At 69.5% G+C, this 23,636-nt stretch carries 22 protein-coding genes; 5 read left to right on the top strand and 17 right to left on the bottom strand.

Going from position 1 to position 23,636, the window contains the following annotated elements:
• Positions 1 to 134: 134 nt before the first annotated feature.
• On the bottom strand, positions 135 to 1,229 hold the full coding sequence (locus KTR66_RS13935; protein WP_213613362.1) for an alpha/beta hydrolase: 1,095 nt from the start codon (positions 1,227 to 1,229) through the stop codon (positions 135 to 137).
• 98 nt (positions 1,230 to 1,327) lie between these two features.
• On the opposite strand from KTR66_RS13935, the gene leuS reads away from it, so the two are divergent.
• Genes leuS through holA form a run of 3 tightly spaced genes read left to right on the top strand, consistent with a single transcriptional unit; the run spans position 1,328 to position 5,455 of the window.
• Positions 1,328 to 3,904, top strand: coding sequence for a leucine--tRNA ligase (gene leuS / locus KTR66_RS13940; RefSeq protein ID WP_213613364.1), 2,577 nt, complete (start codon positions 1,328 to 1,330; stop codon positions 3,902 to 3,904).
• Positions 3,894 to 4,439: an LPS assembly lipoprotein LptE gene (lptE, locus tag KTR66_RS13945; RefSeq protein ID WP_213613366.1), complete on the top strand. Its 546-nt coding sequence runs from the start codon at positions 3,894 to 3,896 to the stop codon at positions 4,437 to 4,439. The genes leuS and lptE overlap by 11 nt, the downstream gene beginning before the upstream one ends.
• 2 nt (positions 4,440 to 4,441) lie before the next feature.
• Complete coding sequence (gene holA / locus KTR66_RS13950; protein ID WP_213613368.1) at positions 4,442 to 5,455, top strand: DNA polymerase III subunit delta; 1,014 nt, start codon at positions 4,442 to 4,444, stop codon at positions 5,453 to 5,455.
• Here holA and KTR66_RS13955 read toward each other — a convergent pair.
• The 12 genes from KTR66_RS13955 to KTR66_RS14010 all read right to left on the bottom strand — a co-directional run bounded on the left by KTR66_RS13955 (position 5,452) and on the right by KTR66_RS14010 (position 20,169).
• Positions 5,452 to 6,339 carry a PhzF family phenazine biosynthesis protein gene (locus tag KTR66_RS13955; protein ID WP_213613370.1) on the bottom strand — a complete coding sequence of 296 codons (888 nt, stop codon included), beginning with the start codon at positions 6,337 to 6,339 and terminating at the stop codon, positions 5,452 to 5,454. The two genes, holA and KTR66_RS13955, sit on opposite strands and share 4 nt — an antisense overlap.
• Complete coding sequence (locus tag KTR66_RS13960; protein ID WP_213613372.1) at positions 6,336 to 7,145, bottom strand: exodeoxyribonuclease III; 810 nt, start codon at positions 7,143 to 7,145, stop codon at positions 6,336 to 6,338. Before KTR66_RS13960 ends, KTR66_RS13955 begins: the two co-directional genes overlap by 4 nt.
• Positions 7,146 to 7,203: 58 nt before the next feature.
• On the bottom strand, positions 7,204 to 8,082 hold the full coding sequence (yghU, locus tag KTR66_RS13965) for a glutathione-dependent disulfide-bond oxidoreductase (protein WP_213613374.1): 879 nt from the start codon (positions 8,080 to 8,082) through the stop codon (positions 7,204 to 7,206).
• Positions 8,083 to 8,123: 41 nt separating this feature from the next.
• The gene (locus KTR66_RS13970; RefSeq protein WP_213613376.1) at positions 8,124 to 9,098 is read right to left on the bottom strand and encodes an ABC transporter ATP-binding protein; all 975 of its coding nucleotides are present in this window, start codon (positions 9,096 to 9,098) and stop codon (positions 8,124 to 8,126) included.
• Positions 9,095 to 10,006 (bottom strand): ABC transporter ATP-binding protein, encoded by a 912-nt coding sequence (locus KTR66_RS13975; RefSeq protein ID WP_213613497.1) that lies wholly within the window; start codon positions 10,004 to 10,006, stop codon positions 9,095 to 9,097. Before KTR66_RS13975 ends, KTR66_RS13970 begins: the two co-directional genes overlap by 4 nt.
• A gap of 62 nt (positions 10,007 to 10,068) precedes the next feature.
• Positions 10,069 to 10,941 carry an ABC transporter permease gene (locus KTR66_RS13980; protein WP_371819127.1) on the bottom strand — a complete coding sequence of 291 codons (873 nt, stop codon included), beginning with the start codon at positions 10,939 to 10,941 and terminating at the stop codon, positions 10,069 to 10,071.
• Positions 10,942 to 10,966: 25 nt separating this feature from the next.
• Complete coding sequence (locus KTR66_RS13985) at positions 10,967 to 11,926, bottom strand: ABC transporter permease (RefSeq protein WP_213613380.1); 960 nt, start codon at positions 11,924 to 11,926, stop codon at positions 10,967 to 10,969.
• A gap of 7 nt (positions 11,927 to 11,933) precedes the next feature.
• Positions 11,934 to 13,733 (bottom strand): peptide ABC transporter substrate-binding protein, encoded by a 1,800-nt coding sequence (locus KTR66_RS13990; RefSeq protein ID WP_213613382.1) that lies wholly within the window; start codon positions 13,731 to 13,733, stop codon positions 11,934 to 11,936.
• Positions 13,734 to 13,826: 93 nt separating this feature from the next.
• A complete protein-coding gene (locus tag KTR66_RS13995; protein ID WP_213613384.1) occupies positions 13,827 to 15,614 on the bottom strand; it encodes a peptide ABC transporter substrate-binding protein in 1,788 nt (595 codons plus the stop codon).
• An 81-nt stretch (positions 15,615 to 15,695) separates the two neighbouring features.
• Complete coding sequence (locus tag KTR66_RS14000) at positions 15,696 to 16,892, bottom strand: M20 aminoacylase family protein (RefSeq protein WP_213613386.1); 1,197 nt, start codon at positions 16,890 to 16,892, stop codon at positions 15,696 to 15,698.
• A gap of 62 nt (positions 16,893 to 16,954) precedes the next feature.
• Positions 16,955 to 18,730 carry a glycosyltransferase gene (locus KTR66_RS14005; protein ID WP_213613388.1) on the bottom strand — a complete coding sequence of 592 codons (1,776 nt, stop codon included), beginning with the start codon at positions 18,728 to 18,730 and terminating at the stop codon, positions 16,955 to 16,957.
• A gap of 14 nt (positions 18,731 to 18,744) precedes the next feature.
• Positions 18,745 to 20,169 carry a mannose-1-phosphate guanylyltransferase/mannose-6-phosphate isomerase gene (locus KTR66_RS14010; RefSeq protein WP_213613390.1) on the bottom strand — a complete coding sequence of 475 codons (1,425 nt, stop codon included), beginning with the start codon at positions 20,167 to 20,169 and terminating at the stop codon, positions 18,745 to 18,747.
• A gap of 97 nt (positions 20,170 to 20,266) precedes the next feature.
• Between KTR66_RS14010 and KTR66_RS14015 the strand changes: the two genes are divergently transcribed.
• Positions 20,267 to 21,607, top strand: coding sequence for a glycosyltransferase family 1 protein (locus KTR66_RS14015; protein WP_213613392.1), 1,341 nt, complete (start codon positions 20,267 to 20,269; stop codon positions 21,605 to 21,607).
• Positions 21,604 to 22,179, top strand: a complete 576-nt coding sequence (locus KTR66_RS14020) for a DUF4214 domain-containing protein (protein WP_213613394.1) — start codon at positions 21,604 to 21,606, stop codon at positions 22,177 to 22,179. Before KTR66_RS14015 ends, KTR66_RS14020 begins: the two co-directional genes overlap by 4 nt.
• Here KTR66_RS14020 and KTR66_RS14025 read toward each other — a convergent pair.
• The 4 genes from KTR66_RS14025 to KTR66_RS14040 are packed head-to-tail and all read right to left on the bottom strand — an operon-like array spanning position 22,166 to position 23,632.
• Positions 22,166 to 22,534 carry a DUF2155 domain-containing protein gene (locus tag KTR66_RS14025; protein WP_213613396.1) on the bottom strand — a complete coding sequence of 123 codons (369 nt, stop codon included), beginning with the start codon at positions 22,532 to 22,534 and terminating at the stop codon, positions 22,166 to 22,168. The two genes, KTR66_RS14020 and KTR66_RS14025, sit on opposite strands and share 14 nt — an antisense overlap.
• Complete coding sequence (locus KTR66_RS14030; protein WP_213613398.1) at positions 22,531 to 22,743, bottom strand: hypothetical protein; 213 nt, start codon at positions 22,741 to 22,743, stop codon at positions 22,531 to 22,533. The genes KTR66_RS14025 and KTR66_RS14030 overlap by 4 nt, the downstream gene beginning before the upstream one ends.
• Positions 22,740 to 23,243: an outer membrane lipid asymmetry maintenance protein MlaD gene (gene mlaD / locus KTR66_RS14035; RefSeq protein ID WP_213613400.1), complete on the bottom strand. Its 504-nt coding sequence runs from the start codon at positions 23,241 to 23,243 to the stop codon at positions 22,740 to 22,742. The genes KTR66_RS14030 and mlaD overlap by 4 nt, the downstream gene beginning before the upstream one ends.
• A gap of 35 nt (positions 23,244 to 23,278) precedes the next feature.
• Positions 23,279 to 23,632, bottom strand: a complete 354-nt coding sequence (locus tag KTR66_RS14040; RefSeq protein WP_213613403.1) for an NADH-ubiquinone oxidoreductase subunit NDUFA12 family protein — start codon at positions 23,630 to 23,632, stop codon at positions 23,279 to 23,281.
• Positions 23,633 to 23,636 lie beyond the last annotated feature (4 nt).

Genomic DNA, 23,636 nt, shown 5'->3' on the forward strand with positions numbered 1-23,636 from the left:
GGCATGGAGGGATTGTCCGATTTTTTATCGGTTTCTTTGTTACGAGATGAGCTCCTGTGGCGGACGACGCCGAGGCTTCCTCTGGCCAATCGTCCAGATTTTCGAGACATCGACGCCGCCGCTGATCGGGCGCCTCAGCCCCCGCCGCAACCCTCGCGCCGCAGGCCACGCGGCGCGGAGGCTGGCGGGGCCTGCACCAACGTCACCACGCAGCCGGCGTAGTCACGCGTGAAGCGCCAGTCCGACACCCCGGAATGACCGCGCGCCGGCCCCGTGGCCCAGAGCGCCAGAGTCGGCACGCTGCGCCGCTGCGCCAGGGCCGCCACCGCTTGTGCCCTCTCCTCGGGCGAGGGATCGAACTCGTCCCGGTCGAACAGCATGACGGCGAGGCGGGTGCGCCGTTCGTCGAGTCCGGCGATGACCCGGCGGAAATCCTCCAGCGCCACGGCCCTCTGCTCGGGCCGCTCGCCATGCGCGGCCGGGGCAGCGGCGAGCACCGTGTCCACCAGATCCGGCCGCTCGGCCGCGGCCTGGATCGCCTGCCAGGCGCCGCGCGACTGCCCGGCCAGGACGATGCGGCGATAGCCCGCCTCGCGCAGCGCCGGCAGGGCGCGGACCAGCCGCGGCAGCGTGACGAAGAGGTTGTCATCCCCCGGGTGGCGGTCGAAGCGGAAGACGTCGAAGCCGGCCTCGTTCAGCGGCGTCATGATCCCGGGCAGGGCGTGGCCGCGATGATCCTCCTCGGCGCCGCCATAGCCATGCGCCCAGATCACGGCGCCTTCCGCCGCGCGCGGGCCGCGGTGCAGGTGGAAGGGGCTGCGTGTGAAGGGGCCGATGCCGCCGCGCTCAGGGCTCACGCTCGGCGCGCCGGGCTGCGGCCGGCCATCCGGTCCGCGCAGATCGCCATCCACGGCGAGGATGCGGCAGGGGCTGCCCACCCCCTCGCCCCGCATGCGCGTGAGTTGGCGGTTGCAATTGGCCAGCGCCATGCGCTGTGCCTCCTCCGGGCTGTCATGGCCGGAGACGAGGGACCAGGCGGCGCGGCCATCCGTTCCCTGCGCGAAAGCGAAGGCGGAATGCGGCACGGCGCCCCGATAATGCTGGGTGAAGGAGAGGGACAGGCCGGTCGAGGGCAGCGGGACAGGAATGCTTCGGGCCGAGAAGAAGCGCGCATGCGCCGCCTCATCCGCGCCGGCCGCCAGGGGGGTGAACAGCAGCAGGAGGATCATCAGCCGACGCATGGGGTGCAGTTTGGCACAATTTGCCCCGCCGCAAGACCGAACGCCGCCTTGAGGTGCCCGGCCGGGGGCTCTATTCACCTTCCATCATGCCTGACACACCCCAACCGCTCCATCACGACACGCGCTACGACTTCGCCGCCGCCGAGCCCCGCTGGCAGCAGGCCTGGGAGGCGGCGCGCTGCTTCTCCGTGCCTGACGTCCCGCCGGCCGGCGCCAAGAAATACTATGTGCTGGAGATGTTCCCCTACCCCTCGGGCAAGATCCACATGGGGCATGTGCGGAACTACACGCTGGGCGATGTGGTGGCGCGCTACAAGCGGGCGCAGGGGCACCTCGTCATGCACCCGATGGGCTGGGACGCCTTCGGCCTGCCGGCCGAGAACGCGGCGCGCGAGCGCGGCACCCACCCGGCGAAATGGACCTACGCCAATATCGCCAATATGCGCGCCGAGCTGAAGCGCATGGGTCTCTCGCTGGAATGGGAGCGGGAGTTCGCCACCTGCGACCCCGAGTATTACGGCCAGCAGCAGAAGCTATTTCTCGATTGCCTCAAGGCCGGCCTGGTCGAGCGCAAGGAAAGCTGGGTCAACTGGGACCCGGTGGATGGCACCGTACTGGCCAATGAACAGGTGATCGACGGCAAGGGCTGGCGCTCCGGCGCGCCGGTCGAGAAGAAGAAGCTGAGCCAGTGGTTCTTCGCCATCACGAAGTTCGCGCCGGAGCTGCTGGAAGCGCTGGGCACGCTGGAGCGCTGGCCCGAGCGCGTGCGGCTGATGCAGGCCAACTGGATCGGCCGCAGCGAAGGCGCCCGCTTCGCCTTCCAGCTGGCCGAGCCGGTGGATGGCATGACGGATTGCGAGGTCTTCACCACGCGCCCGGACACCCTCTTCGGCATGAGCTTCCTGGCCGTGGCCGCCGAGCATCCGCTGGCCGCGGCGGCCGCCGCCCGCAACCCGGAGGCCGCGGCCTTCATCGCCGAATGCCGCGCCATGGGCACGAGCGAGGCGGTGATCGAGCAGGCGGAGAAGAAGGGCTTCGACACCGGCTTCCGCGTGGTGCACCCCTTCACCGGCGAGAGCTTCCCGGTCTGGATCGCGAATTTCGTGCTGATGGAATACGGCACCGGCGCGCTCTTCGGCTGCCCGGGCCATGACGAGCGCGACCACGAATTCGCCAGCAAGTATGGCCTGCCCATCCTGCCCGTGGTGCAGCCGCGGGGCGCCGCGCCCGATTTCTCGGTGGCCGCCAAGCCCTATACCGATGACGGCGTGATCGTGAACTCGCAATGGCTGGATGGCCTCGACGTGCCAGCCGCCAAGCGCGCCGCGATCGCGAAGCTGGAGGAGATGGGCGCGGGCCAGGGTGTCACGAACTGGCGCCTGCGCGACTGGGGGGTCTCCCGCCAGCGCTACTGGGGCTGCCCCATTCCCGTCATCCATTGCGATGATTGCGGCGTGGTGCCTGTGCCGGCCGATCAGCTGCCGGTGGTGCTGCCCGAGGATGTGGATTTCTCCAGGCCCGGCAACCCGCTGGACCACCACCCCACCTGGAAGCACGTGAACTGCCCCTGCTGCGGCAAGCCCGCGCGGCGCGAGACCGACACCTTCGACACCTTCGTGGACAGCAGCTGGTATTTCGCGCGCTTCTGCTCACCCCGCGCGGGCGAACCGGTGACGAAGGCGGCGGTGGATGCCTGGCTGCCGGTGGACCAGTATATCGGCGGCATCGAGCACGCGATCCTGCACCTGCTCTACAGCCGCTTCTTCACCCGCGCGATGAAGGCGACCGGCCATGTGAAGCTGGACGAGCCCTTCGCCGGCCTCTTCACCCAGGGCATGGTCACGCATGAGAGCTATCGCTCGGCGGTGGATCAGCGCTGGCTCTACCCGGAAGAGGTGGAAAAGCTCGGCGACGGCACCGCCGTCGTGAAGGGCACGAATGAGCCGGTGATCGTCGGCCGTATCGAGAGCATGTCCAAGTCGAAGCGGAACACGGTGGACCCGGGCGCCATCATCAACCGCTACGGTGCGGATACGGCGCGCTGGTTCATCCTGAGCGACAACCCCCCCGAGCGCGACATGGAGTGGTCGGAATCCGGCGTGGCCGGCGCCAGCCGTTTCATCGGCCGCATCTGGCGCCTCGCGCAGAGCATGGTCGAGGCGGACAAGCCGGACGAGGCGGTCGGCAAGAAGCTGCGCCAGGCGACGCACCGCGCCATCGCCGCCGTGACCGAGGCGCTGGAGGCCTTCACCTTCAACGTGGCCGTGGCCAAGATCCACGAACTCGCCAACACCATCGGCGACAGCGCCACCGCCCCGCTCGCCGCGCGGCGCGAAGCGATGGAGGCGCTGGTGCGCCTCAGCGCTCCGATGATGCCGCATCTCGCCGAGGAGATCTGGGCGCTGCTCAATCCGGGCCGGGGCCTTGTCGCGCAACTGCCATGGCTGGAAGCCGACCCCGCCCTGTTGCGCGCCGAGACCGCCACCCTCGCCGTTCAGGTGCTGGGCAAGCTGCGCGGCACGATCGAGGTCTCGGTGGATGCGAGCGACGAGGAGGTCTTCGCCCTCGCCGAGGCCGAGCCGAACGTGATCCGCGCGCTGGACGGCAAGCCGGTGAAGAAGCGCATCCATGTGAAAGGCCGGGTGGTCAACCTTGTCATCTAGACGCGCCCTGCTCGCCGCCCCGCTGCTTGCCCTAGGCGCTTGCGGCTTCCAGCCTCTCTATGGCGAGGGGGGCACCGGCGCCGCGGTCGGAGCCAATGAGCCAAGCCTCGCCGAGGCCCTGGCTTCGGTACGGGTCGGCCTCATCCCCGAACGCAACGGGCAGCTGATGCGGCGCGCGCTGCAGCGCCAGCTCGAAGGCGGGCGCCCGGGCGTGCAGGCCCGCTACGACCTCGAGGTGCAGCTGATCTACGCGACCGAAGTGCTGGGGTACCAGACCGACGGCCTGGCGACGCGCGTGCGCATCGTCGCAACAGCCAGCTGGGTGCTGGCCACCCAATCCGTTCCGCGCGAAGTCGTGGATCGTGGCTCGGCGCGCACGGTGGACGCCTATAACTTGCCCAACCTGCAGTTCTTCGCCTCGGACGCCTCGCGGGAGGATATGGAGCGCCGCCTGGTGGCCGAGCTCAGCCAGCGCGTGACGGTGGGCGTCGCCGCCGCGCTCCGGCGCCGGATGTCGTCCCCCGCAGCGACCTGACCGTGGTTGCGAAGCTCGATCCGCGACGCCTTGCCGGCTTTCTGGCCGAGCCACCGGCCGAATGCCGCGTCGTGCTGCTGATCGGTGATGATGCGGGCCTGGTGAATGAGCGCGCCGCGGCGCTGGTGCGTGCGGTGGCGGGCAATGACCCCATCTGCATCGTGGAGCCGCCGCGCGAGGCGGCGCGCGACCCGGGCTCGCTGGCCGGCGAAGCGGCTTCCGTGCCACTGATGGGCGGACGCATGGCGATCCGCATCCGCGATCCGCGCGATGCCTGGGCCGAGGCGGTGAAGGCGGCGCTGGCCGGGCCTGGCCCCGGCCTCGTCATCATCGAGGGCGCGGGGCTCACCGGCAAATCCAAGCTGAAGGCGCTGGTGGCCGCCGATCCGCGCGGCCAGGTGATCGAATGCTATGCCGAACGCGGGCGGGACCTGACCGCCTCCATCACGCGCATCCTGGGTGAGCTGGGTGCGGCAGCCGAACCGGCGGCGCTGGATTGGCTGACCGAACGCGCGGGCGAAGACCGCATGGCCATGCGCCGCGCTCTGGAGGTGCTGGCGCTGCATGCCGAGCCCGGTCAGAAGATCTCCGTCGAGGATGCGATGGAGCTGCTGGGCGAGGGCAGCATGCTGGACCTGGACGAGGCGCTGATGGCGGCCTCGCTGGGCGAGGTGGCGGTGGCGGACCGCGCCATCGCCAAGGCCTTCGGCGAGGGGGCCAACCCGGTGCAGGTGCTCCGCGCCGCCCTGCGCCACACGCAGCGGCTGCACATGGCGCGGCTCGCCATGGAAGGCGGCGCCTCGGCCGATGAAGCGGTGGGCGCGCTGCGCCCGCCGGTCTTCTGGAAGGCGAAGCCGGCGATGGTGCGGGCGCTCTCGCGCTGGTCCGTGGCACGGCTGGAGGCGCTGGGCGCCGCGCTGCTGCGCGCGGAGCGGCAGGCGAAGACGACCGGGCTGCCGGATGAGACGGTGGCGCGGCAGGTGGTGCTGGGGCTCGCCCGGAGCGCGGCGCGTTAGAGCCGGAAGCGGCCCTCGAAGACTGGGACACAGCGGCCCGCCACGCGCGCGCGCACGCCATCGGGCGCACGACACGCGGTGGCGCTGAGAAGGCTTGGGCGCCCCATCTCGACGCCCTGCGTGATCTCGACGCTGAGCGACTCCGCACTGGTGAGGGAGAGCAGCAAGGCCGCCAGCGGCGTGGCGGCGCTGCCGGTTGCCGCATCCTCGACCGTGCCGGAGAGTGGCGAGAACATGCGCGTGCGCAGCCGCCCCTCCCCCGCATGCGCGTAGAGGTAGAGCGGCAGGCGGCGCGGGCCGAGATGCGGGAATTCCAGCGCCGCCGCGGCGAAGCGCGCGAGGTCCGGCTTCGCGCGGCCCATCGCCTCTGGCGTGACTTCCGCCACCACGAAGGAATTGCCGACCGAGGCCATGACAGGGCGATGCGCGCTGGTCACCACATCCGCCTCCGCCAGGCCGACACAGCCCGCCACCAGCGCGGGCGGCATCTCGGGGCCGAGAGAGAGCGGCTGCGGCGCGCCGATCTCGGCGCCGATCACGGCACCGGCGGCATCGCGCTGCACCGTCACCTCGACGAGCCCAGCGATCTCCTCGAAGCGGAGCAATCCGTCGGTCGCGCGATCCGCCAGCACGAAACCGGTGCCGACATTGGGATGGCCGGCGAAGGGCATCTCGGCCACGCGGTTGAAGATGCGCACGCGGGCGGTGTTGCCGGGGTTCTCCGGCGGCAGGACGAAGGTGGTCTCGCTCAGGTTCAACTCGGCGGCGAGCGACTGCATCTGCGCATCCGTCAGCCCGCGCGCATCGGGAAAGACGGCGAGCTGATTGCCGCCGAAGCGCGTGTCGGTGAAGACGTCCAGCGTCACGAAATCCCAGGCGTTCACAGCTTCATCTCCACCATCACGGGCACGTGGTCGCTGGCCTTTTCCCAGCCGCGCGCGGGCTTGAGGATGTGGTGGCTGGCCAGGCTCCCGCGCAGATCCTGGCTGACCCAGACGTGATCGAGCCGGCGACCGCGATCCGCCGCCTCCCAATCCTTCGCGCGGTAGGACCACCATGTGTAGAGCTTCTGCTCCGCCGGCACGAAGTGGCGCAGCGCGTCATGCCAATCGCCCGCGCGCATCCAGCCCTGCAGGGCTTCCACCTCGATCGGCGTATGGGAGACGACGTCGAGCAATTGCTTGTGGGACCAGACGTCATGCTCCAGCGGCGCGATGTTGAGGTCGCCCACCAGCACGGCGCGGCGCAGCGGCGTCTGCTGCGCGAACCAGGCGGTTGCTTCCGCGATCAGGTCGAGCTTGTGGGCGAATTTCGGATTGGCCTCGCGGTCCGGAATGTCGCCGCCGGCGGGGACGTAGAAATTGTGCAGGTCGAGCGGGCCGGAGGGCAGCGCCAGTGTCACGCCGACATGGCGGCAATCGCCCTTCATGCACCAGTCCGGGTCGCCCTCGCGCGCGGTGAAGGGGATGCGCGAGAGCACGGCGACGCCGTTATAGCCCTTCATGCCGCGCATGGTGACGTGCTCGAAGCCGAGTGCTCGGATGCCTTCCAGCGGGAAGAGCTCATCCGGGCACTTCGTCTCCTGCAGGCAGAGGACGTCGGGCTTCAGCGCGGCGTCGAGATCCGCCAGCAAAGGCAGGCGGAGCCGGACGGAGTTGATGTTCCAGGTGGCGATGCGCAGCGCGGGCAAGGGCAGGACTCGCTGGTCGTGAGCCCTTGGTTTGCCGCGCTGCGCGCCGTTTGGGAAGTCAGCCGCCGGCGGCTTCGATCTTGTCCTGCGTCTTCGTCTCGAAGTCGCTGGCGTCGTGGCGCTCGCGCAGCTGGCCCTCGGGCTCGCCCACCATGCGGTTCACCATGCGGCCGCGCTTCACGGCGGGGCGGGCATGGATCTGATCGGCCCAGCGGAGCACGTTCTTGTACTCATGCACCGAGAGGAACTCGGCCGCGCCATAGGACCAGCCCTTCACCAGGCCGCCATACCAGGGCCAGACGGCGATGTCGGCGATGGTGTAGTCAGGGCCGGCCAGGTACTCGCTCTCGGCCAGGCGGCGGTCCAGCACGTCGAGCTGGCGCTTCACTTCCATGGCGAAGCGGTCGATCGGGTATTCCTGCTTGGTCGGCGCATAGGCGTAGAAATGGCCGAAGCCGCCGCCGAGATAGGGCGCGCTGCCCATCTGCCAGAAGAGCCAGGAGAGGGTTTCGGCGCGCGCCGCCGTCTCCGTCGGCAGGAATTCGCCGAATTTCTCCGCGAGATGCATCAGGATGGCGCCTGATTCGAAGACGCGGATGGGCTTGGGGCCGCTGCGATCCAGCAGCGCGGGGATCTTGGAATTGGGGTTCACGGCCACGAAGCCGGAGCCGAACTGCTCGCCCTCGCCGATGCGGATCAGCCAGGCGTCGTATTCGGCGCCTTTGTGGCCGCGGGCCAGCAGCTCCTCCAGCATCACCGTCACCTTCACGCCATTGGGCGTGCCGAGCGAATAGAGCTGGAGCGGATGCTTGCCGACCGGCAGCTCCTTCTCATGCGTCGGGCCCGCGATGGGGCGGTTGATGTTGGCGAAGCGGCCGCCACTGGCCTTCACCCAGGTCCAGACCTTGGGCGGGGTGTATTCGGGGGCGTCGGTCATGCGAGGGGCTCCTGTGCTGCCCCTCATGTCGGGCCGTGGCGTCAGCCGCGCAAGTGGCAGGAGACCCAGTGGCCTGGCGTCACCTCGCGCAGCTCCGGCGCTTCGCTGCGGCATTGGCCGGCATTGGCGATGGGGCAGCGCGTGTGGAAATGGCAGCCCGAGGGCGGGCGCAGCGGGCTCGGCACATCGCCCTTCAGCATGATGCGGCTCCGCTTCACCGTCGGGTCCGGAATCGGCACGGCGGAAAGCAGGGCTTCCGTGTAGGGGTGCAGCGGGTTGGTGTAGAGGTCGCGCGCGCTCGCGATCTCGACGATGCGGCCGAGATACATCACCGCGACACGGTCGCTGATGTGCTCCACCACCGAGAGATCGTGGGCGATGAAGAGGAAGGTGAGGCCGAACTTCTCCTGCAGGTCTTCCAGCAGGTTCACCACCTGCGCCTGGATGGAGACGTCGAGCGCGCTCACCGGCTCATCGCAGATGACGAGCTTGGGCTTGACCGCCAGCGCGCGCGCGATGCCGATGCGCTGGCGCTGCCCGCCCGAGAATTCATGCGGGAAGCGGCGCATATGGTCGGCGTTGAGGCCCACCGTCTCCAGCAGCTCCACCACGCGGTCCTCACGCTCGCGCGCGGTCCTGGCCAACTTATGGATGATCAGCGCCTCGGCGATGATGCTGCCCACCGTCATGCGCGGATTGAGCGAGGCGAAGGGGTCCTGGAAGATGATCTGCATGTCCCGGCGCAGGTCGCCGAGCTTTTCGTGATCCAGCGCCGTGACGTCGCGCCCCTCGAACTTCACCTCGCCGGAGGTGGGCTCGATGAGGCGGAGGATGAGGCGGCCGGTGGTGGACTTGCCGCAGCCGGATTCGCCCACCAGGCCCAGCGTCTCGCCGGCCTGGAGGTCGAAACTCACACCACTGACGGCATGCACGTGATCCACCGTGCGGCGCAGCAGCCCGCCCTTCACGGGGAAGCGCTTCACCAGTTTCTTCACGCTGAGCAGAGGCTGGGTCATAGGATGCAGGCCACCTTGTGCCCGGGCGCCACTTCACGCAGCGGCGGTTCGGCCTCTGTGCAGGCCTCGGTCGCGAAGCGGCAGCGGGCGGCGAAGCGGCAGCCGGCGGGCGGGTTGAGCAGGCTCGGCACCGTGCCGGGGATCGCTTCCAGCCTGGTGTGCGTCGTGGCGGCGAGGTCGATGCGCGGGATCGAGCGGATCAGCCCCTGGGTGTAGGGGTGGCGCGGATTGGCGAAGAGGTTCTCCACCGTCGCATCCTCCACCACCTTGCCCGCATACATGACGATGACGCGCTGCGAGGTCTCGGCCACCACGCCCATCGCATGCGTGATGAGCAGGATGGACATGCCGAGGCGCTGCTTCATCTCCTCCATCAGCTCCAGGATCTGCGCCTGGATGGTGACGTCGAGCGCCGTGGTGGGCTCGTCGGCGATGAGCAGCTTCGGGTTGCAGGAGAGCGCCATGGCGATCATCACGCGCTGGCGCATGCCGCCGGAGAACTGGTGCGGATAATCATGCACGCGCTTCTGCGGGTTCGGGATCTGCACCAGCGACAGCATCTCCGCCGCGCGGTCGAAGGCGGCGCGCTTGGAGAGGCCCTCATGGTGGCGCACCGTCTCGGCGATCTGCTGGCCGACCGTGTAGACCGGATTCAGCGAGGTCATCGGCTCCTGGAAGACGATGCCGATCTGCTTGGAGCGGATGGCGCGCATCTCATCCGGCGCCATGGGGACGAGGTCCCGCCCCTCGAAGAGGATCTTGCCGGCCATGATGCGGCCGGGCGGCATGGCGATGAGCTTCAGCACCGTCATCGCGGTGACGGTCTTGCCGCAACCGGATTCGCCGACGATCGAAACCGTCTCACCACGGTTGACCGCGATGTCCACGCCATCCACGGCGCGGACCATGCCGTCATCCGTCTTGAAGTGAACCTTGAGGCCCGAGATGTCGAGCAGGGGGGAAGAGGCGCTCACTGCACGCGCCTCGGGTCGAGCGCGTCGCGCAGGCCATCCCCCACGAAGTTGATGGTCAGCACCGTCAGGAAGATGGCGAGGCCGGGGAAGATCGCCCAATGCGGGGCGAAGTCCAGATTGTCCTTCGCGTCGAAGAGCAGGCGCCCCCAGGTCGGCGTATCGGGCGGGAAGCCAAGGCCGAGGAAGGAGAGCGTGGATTCCGCCAGGATCGCGCCCGCCACGTCGATCGAGGCGGCGACGATCACGGGGCCCAGCGCATTGGGCAGGATGTGCTGCACCACGATCCGCACGCGGGAGGCGCCGAGCGCCCGGGCCGCCTCGACGAATTCCTTCTCCCGCAGGGAGAAGAATTGCGCGCGCACGAGGCGGGCCACCTGCATCCAGTTGAACAGGCCGATCACGGCCACGATCATGATGAAGACGCCGAGCTCCTGCCCCACCAGATCGGCCAGCGCGTCGCGGAAGAGGTAGATGATGAGCAGCAGCAGCGGCAGCTGCGGCAGGGAGAGAAACAGGTCCGTCACCCACATCAGCGCCACATCCACCGGCCCCTTGGACATGCCGGCGATGGCGCCGACCAGCACGCCGACGGTGACGGCGACCCCCATGGCGGCGAAGCCCACGGCCAGCGAGATGCGGCCACCATAGAGCACGCGCGCGAGCAGATCCTGCCCCAAATCATCCGTGCCGAAGGGATGCGCGAGCGAAGGCCCCTGCAAGCGGGCGGTGAAATCGATCTCGTCGATCGGCACGGTCCAAAAGAGCGGGCCGAAGAGCACGGCCAGGATCATCAGGCCCAGCACCACGGCGCTGCCCACCGCGAGCTTGTGCTTGCGGAAGCGGCGCCAGGCCTCGCCCGCCGGCGTCACCGGCGCGCGCCTGGCAGGAGCCGCGCTAGCTGTAGCTGATGCGGGGGTCGAGCCAGCCATAGATCACGTCCGCGAGCAGGTTGAAGAAGATGACGAGGCAGGCGAAGACGAAGGTCACCGCCATGATCACCGGCGTGTCATTGGCCAGCACCGCCGAGATGAGCAGCGAGCCGATGCCGGGCACGCGGAAGATCTGCTCCGTCACGATGGCGCCGCCGAAGACGGCCGGCATCTGGAGCGCCACCAGCGTCACCACCGGGATCAGCGCATTGCGCACCACATGGCGGTTGATGACGCGCCGCTCCGGGATGCCCTTGGCGCGCGCCGTCGTCACGTAGTCCAGGCGCACCACGTCAAGCACGGCGGAGCGGACGAAGCGCGTCCAGGCCGCCCCCTGGAACAGGCCCAGCACGGTGATGGGCATGATGGATTGCTTGATGTGCTCCCACCACCATTGCCAACCCGTGGCGTCGATCTGCGCGCGATAGACGAAGGGCAGCCAGTCCAGGTGGATGGAAAACAGCATGATGAGCAGCAGCCCGGTGAAGAAGGTGGGCAGCGAGAAGCCGACAAAGGCGAGCGTATTGGCCACCTGGTCGAAGATCGAATAGGGCCGCGTCGCCGCCATGATGCCGACCGGCAGCGCGATGGCGAGTGCGAGGATCTGCGAGGAACCGATGACGATGAGCGTCACCGGCAGGCGCTGCAAGATCAGCTGGTCCACATCCACGCGGCTGACGAAGGAGAAGCCCCATTCGCCCTGCAGCATGGAGGTCAGCCAGCGGAAATAGCGGATATGCACCGGGTCATCGATGCCGAGGCTGGCGCGCAGGGCGAGCCGCACCTCGGGCGGGATGGCCGGGTTGGTGGCCAATTCCTCGAAGGGGTCACCCGGTGCCAGCGCCAGCACGGTGAAGAGGATCACGCTGATCCCGAGCAGGCTCGGGATCGCGATCAGCAGGCGGCGGAGAAGATACTGGGCCACGGGGCGATCAGGTCTCGCGCCACCAGTCCTGCAGCGCCCAGAAGGTGCCATCCCAGCCGCTCAGCACGTGGCGCAGGTTGTTCACGCTGCCGCTGACGGTGGGCCGCTTCACCAGCGGGATGATGTGGTTGCTGCCCACGATGAGGTCGTTCATGCGGATGAAGAGGGCCGCGCGCTTGACCGGATCGATCTCGCTCTCGGCGGCGCGGAAGGCGGCGTCGTACTCGTCGTTCCTCCACCGCACGATGTTGCGGCCCTGCCAGGAATTGGCACGGGTCGACAGCTCCCAGGAGACATACTGGTTCATGAAGCGCTGCGGATCCGCCTGCGGCATCGTGGTCGTGTACATCTGCATGTCGGCGTAGAACTTCGTGAAGGTGTCGGGGTTCGCGACATCCGACGAGAAGAACACCGAGGCAGTGACCGACTTCAGCTCGAGGTCGATGCCCGCGCGCTGCGCCGCCTGCTTGTACACCGCCTGGGTGCGCTGGCGCGGCGCATTGACCGAGGTCTGGTAGATGAAGCGCAGGCGCACATTGTTCTTGGCGCGGATGCCGTCCCGCCCGCGGACCCATCCGGCGGCGTCCAGGATCTCGTTCGCGCGGGCGATGTTGAACTCCCAGCGCATGTTGCGCGAGGTGAAGCGCGGCGGGTTGTTGAGGAAGTTGGCGGTGGCCGGGCCGCCGCGGCCGTAGATGAACTGCTCCAGCGCGTTGCGGTCGATCAGCAGCGCCATGGCCTGGCGCACCGCGGGGTCGCTGAAGGCCGGATGCTGCGTGCTGATATGCGAGCGCTCGCCGTCGATCTCGCGGTTCGGGTCGGTGCAGTTGAGCTGCACGAACTCGATGCCGCCGCTCTCCACGATGTTCACGCGGCCGCGATTCGCGGCCTCGAGGCGCTTCAGCAGCTCATCCTCGACCTGCAGGTTCCAGGCATAGTCGAAATCGCCCGTCTGCAGCACGGCGCGCGCGGCCGAGACCGCATCGCCGCCGCCCTTCACCTCCAGCGTGTCGAAGAAGGGGCGGTTGTTCATGTGGTAGTTGGGGTTCAGCTCGGCGCGCAGCGTATCGCCCGGCAGGAAGCTGACGAAGCGATAGGCGCCGGTGCCGACGGGGCGCAGATTGGTGGGCGCGTCGCGCGAATTGGCGCCGTTGAAGGCCTGGAACAGGTGCTTCGGGATGAGCTGGCCGGTGGCGGCCACGAAGGCATCCGCCCAGAAGGGCGTGGGCTGGGCGAATTCGACGCGGACGGTGTGGTCATCCACCTTCACCGCGTTCACGTCACGATAGCTGCCGGAGGTGACGGCGGCGACGGCGGGGTTGCGCGAATATTCCCAGTTGAAGATCACGTCATCGGCCGAGAAATCCTGGCCGTCATGCCACTTCACGCCGCGCTTCAGCTTCCAGGTGACCGAGCGGCCATCGGCGGAAAGCCCGCCATTCTCGATCGAGGGGATCTCGGCCGCCAGAACGGGGTGCAGCGTGCCATCGGCCGCCCAGCCGGCCAGCGGTTCGTAGAAGACGCGGCTCGCATCCTGGTTGGTGGTGCCGACGGCGAAATGCGGGTTCAGCAGCGTCGAGGCCTGCCAGTAGAGCACCTTGAGCTGGCCGCCGCCGCCGCGCCGGGTCGGGCGATAGGCCGGCACGCTGCCCTGGGCCTGGGCGGAACCGGCGCCGGCAATGGCGAGCAGCTGCGTCGCCATCGGCGCCGTCAGGCCCACCGCCGCCATGCGGCGCATGAAGCCGCGGCGCGAGAGGCTGCCATTCTTCACGCGCCCGATCATCTGGCGCAGATCGTCTTCACCCATTCCCATTCTCCCAGCGCATCGAAACGACGCTCAGTTCTGGATTAACTATTACCAGGACACATAGCAGGGTTGCGCGCCAATGCGAGTCCCGCCTCACGCCTCCCGCCACCACCCACTCAGGAAGGCCAGGGTGCCGTCCCAGCCGCTCCGATGGGTGCGGAGATTGTTCAGCGCGGCGCTCAGCCCAGGCCGTGCCAGGAGCGGAATGAGGTGGTGGCTGCCCACCACCAGATCATTCATCCGGATGAAGAGGGCGACGCGCTTCACCGGGTCCAGCTCGACATCGGCGGCCCGCAAGGCGGCGTCATACTCGGCATTGCGCCAGCGCATGATGTTGCGGCCCTGCCAGGCATTGGCACGCGTCGCCGCCTCCCAGGAGGCGAATTGGCTCATGTAGCGCTGCGGATCGCCCGAGGGGCCGTTCGCGTACATCTGCATGTCCGCATAGAACTTCGAGAAGGTGTCGGGGTTCGCGACATCGGCCGAGAAGAAGACCGAGGCGGTGACGCCCTTCAGGTCCAGCTCGATCCCCGCGCGCTGCGCCGCCTGCTTGATCACCGCCTGGCTGCGCTGGCGCGGCGCGTTCACCGAGGTCTGGAACAGGAATTTCAGCCGTGTGCCGCCCTTGGCGCGGATGCCGTCCCGCCCGCGCGCCCAGCCGGCGGCGTCCAGCACCTCATTCGCGCGCTGGATGCTGAAGGGCAGGCCGGCATTGGGCGAGGTGAAGCGCGAATTGTTGAGGATGTTCACCGTGGCGCTGCCGGCGCGGCCGAAGATGAAGCGCTCGATCGCGGCGCGATCCACCAGCATGGCCATGGCCTGGCGCACCGCGGGGTCGGAGAAGGCGGGGTGCGTGGTGGCGAGGCTCGAACGCTCGCCATCCACCTCGCGATTGGGGTCGGTGACGTTGAGCTGGATGAACTCGGTGGAGCCGCCAGGCGTCACCTCCACGCGGCCACGCCCCACGGCTTCCAGCCTCGTCAGGATGTCGTCCTCCACCAGGACGTTCCAGGCATAGTCGTAATCGCCGGTCTGCAGCACGGCGCGCGCGGCGGAGACGGCGTCGCCGCCGCCCTTGATCTCGAGCGTGTCGAAATGCGGCTGGTTGTCCTGGTGGTAGAGCGGGTTCAGCTCGGCCCGCAGCATGTCACCCGGCGTGAAGCTGACGAAGCGATAGGGCCCGGTGCCGACGGGGCGGAAATTCGTGGGCGCGTCGCGCGCATTGGGGCCGTTGAAGGCGGCAAAGAGATGGCGCGGGATGATCATGCCGGCATTGCCGACGAAGGCATCCGCCCAGAAGGCGGTGGGCTGGGCGAAATCGAGCCGCACGGTGAGATCGTCGAGCTTCGTGATCGCCACGTCGCGATAGCTGCCGGAGGTGCTGGCGGCCACCGCCGGGTTGCGCGCGTAGTCCCAGTTGAAGATCAGGTCATCCGCCGTCACGGGCGCGCCGTCATGCCAGCGCGCATTCGGCTTGAGCTTCCAGGTGACCGAGCGGCCATCGGGGCTGAGGCCGCCATTTTCCAGCGAGGGGATCTCGGCCGCGAGGATGGGCACCAGCGACGCATCGCGCGCCCAGGCGGCGAGCGGCTCATAGAAGACGCGGCTCGCATCCGAGTTGGTGGTGCCGATGGCGAAATGCGGATTGAGCAGCGTGGCCGCCTGCCAGTAGAGGATCTTCAGCGCGCCGCCGCCGCCGCGCCGCGTGGGGCGATAGGCGGGGGCCTGGGCCGCGGCCGGCGCCGCACCGGTGAGGGCGAGAAGCTGCGTCGCCATGGGCGCCGTCAGGCCCCAGCCAGCGACGCGGCGCGCGAAGGCCCGGCGGGTCATCACGCCCGCCCGGACCTCTTCGATCATCGCCCGCAGATGCGCCTCGTCCATCGCCCGCTCCCGGATCGCCGGGGGCGAGGCTAGCGGAGGTTCAGCGCCGGTTGCGAAGGGAATTCGCGCCGCGGGGCGGGCTCAGCCCTCCGGATTGCCCAATTCCTGCGCGACCAGGCTCGCCCAATAGGCGACGCCGAGCGGAATCGTCGCGTCGTTGAAGTCGAACAGCGGCGTGTGCAGCGCGGGCGATGAACCGTCCGGCGCGCCGCCGCCGATGGACATGAAGGCGCCGGGCCGCTGTTCCAGCATCAGCGCGAAATCCTCCGCTCCCGTGCTGGGATCGGGGTTCGGGTCCACCGCGGCCGCGCCCACCACGGCGGCGGCGGCGGCATAGGCCACCTTGGTCTGCTCGGGGTGGTTCACGGTCGCCGGCACGCCGCGCCGATACTCGACCTCGGCCGTGCAGCCATGGGCGGCGGCGAGGCCGTGCGCGAGTTCGCCGATCCGGCGCTCCAGCAGGTCCCGCACCGCCGGCGTGTAGCTGCGCGCCGTGCCGCTGATGGTGAGCTCGGCCGGCATCACATTGGCGCCGATATGGTTGCCCGCGCTGATCGCGCCGACGCTCAGCACCGCCGCATCCTTGGCCGCCACGTTGCGCCCGATGATGGTCTGCAGGGCGAGCACGAAATGCGCCTGCACGATGGTGATGTCGGTGGCGAGATGCGGGGTGTAGCCGCCATGCCCGCCGGTGCCGCGGAAGATCACGGTGAAGCGGTCCGCCGCCGCCATGGTCGGGCCGGGACGGATGGCGAAATGCCCGGCCGGGCGGCGCGGCGCATTGTGCAGGCCGTAGATCGCATCACAGGGGAAGCGCTCGAAGAGGCCATCGGCCAGCATGGCGCGCGCACCGCCGCGGCCTTCCTCGGCCGGCTGGAAGATCAGGTGGACGGTGCCGGCAAAGTCGCGATTCTCTGAGAGCCAGCGCGCCGCGCCCAGCAGCATGGTGGTGTGCCCGTCATGGCCGCAGGCATGCATGACGCCGGGGTTCTTCGAGGCGTAGGGCAGGCCCGTCTGCTCGGGGATGGGCAGCGCGTCCATGTCGGCGCGCAGGCCGATGGTGCGGTTGCCCGGACGCGTGCCACGGATGGTGCCGACGACGCCGAGCTGGCCGACACCCTCGGTCACCTCCACGCCCCATTCGCGGAGGTGGCGGGCGACGAGGCCAGCGGTCCGCACCTCCTCCATGCCGAGTTCGGGGTGGGCGTGGATGTCCTGGCGGATCGCCGCCAGCTCCGGCTGCCAGGCCTGGACCGCCTCGATGATGTGTCGGCTCATGCGCATTCCCCTGTCGCGTGAGGCGGGATGATCCCTCCGCCGCGCGGCGAGGTCCAGACGGCTCAGGCGGGGCGCGGGCTGCGGATGCCGGAGCGCGCGGAGAGATAGCGCAGCTGTGCCGCCTGGTCGGTGGCAGTGCAGAGCATCAGCCCGGTGAAGAAGATCCGTGGCCGGCGCCCCTCCTCCGGCACGGGCGCGCCGGTATCGAACTCGATGACGAGGTCGCCCGCCTGGCAGGCCGGGATCTCGAGCCGGACCAGTTGCAACTGGCCGGTCGGAATCTCCTCCATGAGCCAAGGGCCGGGCGCCTCCTCCGGCCGTCGGACGCGCAGGCGGAACTGTGCGGGAACAGTGACCGACGCCGCGATCTCGAGCGTGAGGACGAGGCCTTCCGGCGCCGGCGCGCCGAGCGGAAGGCGAAGCAGCACGGGGCCGCTGCCGGCGCCGATGGCCCAGCGCTCCTGCTCGGCCCAGCCCTCGCCCTCGCAGAGGAGCTGGTGCAGCAGGCTGAAGGGCGTCATCAGGGCCGGCAGGTCGGGCACGGCGGGCTCTTCGAAGACGATTCGCTCGCCGAGTGGGAAATAGAGACGCCGGACCGGGTCCGGCAGGGCGGGCGCCTCGGCCGAGAGGGTGGCGATCAGCCCCTCCGCCACCTCGCGCCAGGAGCGGATGCGCACGCGCTCGGGGATCCTGGACTCCAGGTGCTGGCGATGCGCCGGATCGCGGATCAGGCTCCAGGCGAGATCGGCCAGCTCCGGTTCGCTCTGCGGCGAGAAATACTGGGCAGCGGCGCCGCCCGCCTCGCGCAGGCTGGTGTGGTCGGGCGTCAGCGGAATCTTGCCGTGGGCCAGGGCCTCGGTGACGGGCAGGCCCCAGCCCTCGTAGAAGCTGTTGAAGACGGTGAAGAGGCAGCGCTGGTAGAGCTGGGCGAGCAAGGCGTCGCCCACATCCTGGAGGTGGATCACCCGCCGCCGGAGCTCCGGCGCCGCCTGCAACAGGTGCAGCACGGGCTCCGCCTGGAAGCCGGGGCGGCCGACCAGCACGAGGTCGGGGATCACCGCATCGCCATGGCGGCGCAGCAGTGTGAGCCAGGCCTGCAGCAACAGCGCATGGTTCTTTCGGGATTCGATCGTGGCCACGCAGAGGACAAAGGGCCGCCCGTCAGCGAGGCGCTCGGGCCATTCGGGCGGCGCCGCAGCGGTCATCGCCGGGAAGCGGGCATCGAGCGGCATGACGCCGACCGGGATGTCGAGATGCGGCAGCATGCGCCGCTGCCAGAGGCGAAAATCCCGCGCGGCGCAGGCGCTGATCGCGACAGCGCGGTCCATCTGCAGGCAGAGGCCGAGGAAATGCTCGGCGAAGCTGCGCGTCAGGCTCCGCTCGCAATGCTCGGGCGTGGCCAGCGGAATCGCGTCGTAGAACAGAACGCAGACCAGGACGCGATGGGCCTGCCGCACCTCGCGCAGGCGGCGGAGCTGTGCCGGGTTGCGGCCGGTGAGGCCGAGGGCAAGCAGCCGGTCGCCGGGGTGGAACACGAAGGGCGCGCCGGCACGGCAGGCACCCGCACGCGCCTCCTGCAGGGCGAGCCACGCAGGCTCGTCCAGGCGCCCGCCCTGTCGTCCGCCCTGGATCAGCGCCAACAGCAGCGCCGCCGGGAACTGCACGAAGCGCCCTTGCGCCACCGAGAAGGCGGTCAACTCGAAAAGCGGCTCCTCATCCAGCGCGAGGGCCGCCTCCAGCAATGCCATCTGCACGCGCGCCACGCCCATGGGCGTGCGGAACTGCTCCAGGAAATCCAGGAGGTCGGTGAGGTCGACCACGAAGCGGGGCGTGGACATGCGGGCGCGCCGGCTCAGCTTCGCCCGTAATTGTCCTCGATGCGGACGATGTCATCCTCGCCGAGATAGGAGCCCACCTGCACCTCGATGAGCGCGAGCGGGATCATGCCCGGATTCTCCAGGCGATGGACGCAGCCGAGCGGCAGATAGACCGACTGGTTCTCGGAGAGCAGCAGGCTTTCCGCGTCCCGATGCACGCGCGCAGTGCCCTTCACCACCACCCAGTGCTCGGCGCGGTGATGATGCTTCTGCAGGGAGAGCCGGCCGCCCGGGCGGACGACGATCTGCTTCACCTGGAAGCGGTCGCCCATGATCAGGCCCTCGTAATGGCCCCAGGGGCGGTACATGCGGCGATGCTCGCTGGCCTGCTTCAGGCCGCGCGCCTTCAGCCGCTCGACCATCTTCTTCACATCCTGCGCGCGGGAGCGCGGCATGGCCAGCACCGCGTCGTCGGTCGTGACCACCACCACGTCCTTCAGGCCGAGGACAGCCGTCAGGATGCCCTCCGAGCGGACATAGCAGCCCTCGGCGTCCAGCAGCTCCACAGGGCCCTTGGCGGCGTTGCCCGCGGCATCCTTCGGCGTCACCTCCCACAGCGCATCCCAGCTGCCGACATCGCTCCAGCCGAGATCGGCCGGCACCACGGCCGCATGGCGCGTGCGCTCCATCACCGCATAGTCGATCGAGATGGCCGGAGCCTCGCGGAAGGCATCCGCGCCCAGGCGGATGAAGTCGAGGTCGCGCACGGCGCCGTCCAGCGCGGCCCGGGCCGCGGCCAGCACGGCGGGCGCATGCTCGCGCAGTTCCGCGATGAGGGTGCCCGCGGTGGCCACGAACATGCCGCTGTTCCAGACATGCCGGCCACCGCCCACCAGCCGCTCGGCCGTCGCGCGGTCGGGCTTTTCGGTGAAGCTCTGCACGGCCTGTACGCCGGGCACATCGGCCAGCGCCTCGCCAAGCTCGATATAGCCGAAGCCGGTATGCGCCTCGGTCGGGCGCATGCCGAATGTCACGATGCGGCCGGTGCGCGCCGCCGCCGCCGCGCGGTCCAGCGCGGCATGCAGCGCCGCGACGTCGCTGATCGCCGCATCGGCAGCCATGATCCAGAGCACGGCATCGGGCTGAGCCTCCGCCACCAGAAGGGCGGCGACGGCGATGGCGGGCGCGCTGTTGCGCCCCTCTGGCTCCAGGACGATCTGCGGGTCCGCGACGCCGCCATCGCGCAGCTGCTCCGCCACCAGGAAGCGATGCGCCTCACCCACCACCACCACGGGCGGCGCGAAGCCGGATCCGGTCGCGCGGCGGGCCGTCTCCTGCACCATGCTCCGCTCGGAGAGGAGCGGCCAGAACTGCTTGGGATTGGATTCGCGCGAGAGAGGCCAGAGGCGGCTGCCCGTGCCGCCGGAGAGGATGACGGGAACGATGTCGGGGACGCTCATGGCTGACCTTTCAGGAACTCGGCGGGCATATGAAACGGAATCCCGGTGATTTCATGGCACCCTTGTCGCCTTGTCGCCCGAAAGGCAAGTTGCGGTCATGTCTTCGCTTGCACCCCGGGTCTGGACGGATGGCTTTCCCCTGACCCTCTCGCACGGGACCGGCATCACGACCTATGCGCGCGGCCATGCGGCGACGCTGCGGCGCCTCGGCGTTTCGCTCGGCATGCTCTACGGCCGGCCGCTTCCCGCCATCGCCGACCCGGCGGAGCGCGAGGTGCGCTTCTTCGATGCCCGCGTCCTGCCCGGCCGGCCCCTGCACCAGCGTTTCATCGGCTTGCTGCGCGATCCGCGCGGACCCATGGCGCAACTCATCCCGCTTTCGCGCATGGTGGACACGGCGGCGACATCCGCCATCACCTACGAGACCTTCGCCACGGCGAACCTGCCCGATGTGGACGAGCTGTGGAACGCGGACGACGCCTTCGGACGTGCGCAGCTGCATTTCGCCGTCCGCCGGAACCTGATGGCCGTGCGCGCCCCGCGCCCGCCGGAGCTGATGCACTGGACGCATATCCACCCCATCCGCCTGGCCGGGACGCGCAACATCTACACGGTGCATGACCTGATCCCGCTGCGCCTGCCCTGGGCCACGCTGGATTTCAAGGCGAACTGGCTCAACACCGTGCGCCGCCTCGCCCAGCAGGCTGAGCACATCGTCACCGTCTCGGAGCATGCGAGGCGGGACCTGATCGAGCAGATCGGCGTTCCGGAGGAGCGCGTGACCAACACCTACCAGGCCGTGTTCCCGCCCATGTTCGCGATGGCGGAGGAGATGTCGGTGGCACGGCTGCGGCGCGCCCACCAGCTGGAGCCGCGCGGCTATTTCCTGTTCCTCTCGCGCATCGAGCCGCGGAAGAACCTGGCTCGAATGCTGGACGCCTACATCGCCTCCGGCTCGCAGCTGCCCTTCATCATCGTGGGCGGCATGGCGCATCACGGCAAGCAGGAGCTGCGGCTGCTGACCGAGGCGGGCGGAACGCGCTCGGCCGATGGGCGCATCCGCTACGTCGGCTATGTGCCGCAGCTCGACGTGGAGATCCTGGTGCGCCACGCCCGCGCCCTCTGCTTCGCTTCGCTCTATGAAGGCTTCGGACTGCCGGCGGTGGAGGCGATGCAGGCGGGCACCGCCGTGCTGACCTCCAACACCTCCTGCATGCCCGAGGTGGTGGGCGATGCGGCGCTGACCGTGACGCCGACCGATACAAGGGCCCTGGCCGAGGCGCTGAAGGCGCTGGACAGCAATGACGATCTGCGGCGGGGGCTGGAGGCGGCGGGCCCGAAGCGGGCCGCTCATTTCAGCCCGGAGCGCTATGCGGAGCGGCTGCGCGCGCTCTACGCCCGCCTCGGCGTCCTCACGGCGGGTGAAGAACCGGCATGATCACGCTGGGCGCATTGCTGCATGGCGCGGACGAGGATTTCCTCGTGAACCTCTACCTCGCGGCGCTGGGCCGCTGGCCGGATGAGGCGGGTTATGCCCATCACCTGGGGCTCATTGCCGGCCAGCCCGAGGCGCGGGTTGGGCTGGTCCAGGCCTTTCTCGGTTCCGAGGAGGCGCGGCAGCGACCGGCCACCATCCAGATGGACGCGCCGGGGCCCGTGCCGGCCGAGCAGGCGCTGGCCGCCCAGCTCCGCCTGCGCACCGAGATTCTGCGCGCGGCCATCGCCGCCCCGCGCGAAGCCGCCGCGGCCGCGGAACAATCGGCGCTCGCGGGCGAGATCATGGCGCTCGGCGCGGCGCTGGAGGGGTTGCGGACCGAGCTGACGGAGCGCATCGCGGCGTTGGAGGCCGCGCTGGCGGGCACCGTGCCGCCCGCCCCTGCCCTCTCGCCGGCCCTGTCGCTCGACTATGTGAACGACCTGGTGGAGGGCGCGCAGGCACCGCTGCTGCGCCGCATCCGCGGGCTGGAAGCGCGCTTGCTGGAGCGTGACGCGGGCGTCAGCGGCAGCTGAGGATCCGCAGGTCGTAGACCGGGTGCTCGAACATGTTCACCGCTGGCGCATCGGCGAAGAGCCAGCCGCGAAAGACCTGCTGATCTCCACCGCCGCGCTGCGCGTCCGTGACGTCGAGAAAGGCCGCGGCATCGGGCACCTCGTCGGGTGGTCGGGCATGGCAGGCACGCAGCGTGATGGTGAGCGTGCCGAAGCGCGTGGGCTCGCCCACCGTCGCGCGCAGCGTGGCGACGCGCGCGTTCACCTTGTCGAGCGCCTGGATCTCGCCCACGCGGCGCGGCACCCATTCCTGGGCGGCAAGCGGAAGGGGCGCGGCGAGGAGCAGCACCAGCAGGATGGGGGGCAGCGCCTTCATTTGCGGCGCGGGCTCGGGAGGGTGGCGATGATCTCGGCGAGGATGCCCCGCATGGCGGCCTCGTCCACGCCCATCAGCACGGCATCCTCGAAGGCGTCGCGCAGCACCTGTGTGGCTTCGGCGTGGTTCTCCAGCAGTACCTTCACCTTCTCGCGGCAGGAGATGGGCTGGCCGTCGCTGCCCGGCCAGAGGGCGGGCGGCGCGCTCATCGCGGCGGGGCCGGCGTCGCCTCGGCGGCGGCGGCACCGCCCCCTGAATTCATCTGCGTCACCGAAAAGATGAAGCGGCCGAGCAGGCTCTCGAGGCTCACCGAGCCCTGGGTCTCGGTGATGCGGCCGCCATCGGCCAGCACGCGGTCCGCACCGCCGGGCACGATGGAGACATAGCGGCCGCCGAGCAGCCCCTCGGAGGTGATCTCAGCCGAGGAATCGGCCGGCAGGCCCAGGTCACGGCGGACGCGCAGCGTGACCACCGCCTGGAAGGTGCGCGGGTCGATCCGCAGATCGCTGACCGAGCCGACCTTCACGCCGCCGATCTTCACATCGGCGCCCTGGTTCAGCCCGTCCACGCGGTCGAACTCGGCGGTCAGCGCGATGCCGTCGGTCTGGGGGGTGCGGCCGCCATGCAGGATGGCATAGGCCAGGAAGACCCCGGCGCAGACCAGGACCACGGCGCCCGTCAACACCTCGGCGAGGCTGCGGCCCTTCATGCGTTCAACTTTTCCATGGACGGACAGATGGACTGTCAGCCGCCCGGCGTCCAGGCCTCATAATCGCCCCCGGTCACGCGGCGCTGCCCGCCGGCATAGTCGTGGCCCTTGGGGCGCCAGGCCTGGGGCGTGCCGGTGAGGTTCGGCTGGTGCGGCTTCTGCCAGGGATACTTGGCCTCGGGCAGAGGCGCATCCGTGGTGTGGTGCAGCCAAGCGTGCCATTCGGGGGGCACGACCGACGAGTCCAGGCCCTTGGCCAGCGCCACCGTGCGACGGGTGCGGCCATAGACCGGGTCCGGCCGGCGCGACTCGTAATAGGTGTTGCCGGCCTCATCCCGGCCGACCTTGCGGCTGGTCATGCGGGTGAGGAAGAGATCGATCGTGGACATGCCG

The organism is Roseococcus sp. SDR, assembly GCF_019083995.1.
Taxonomy (GTDB): Bacteria; Pseudomonadota; Alphaproteobacteria; order Acetobacterales; family Acetobacteraceae; genus Roseococcus.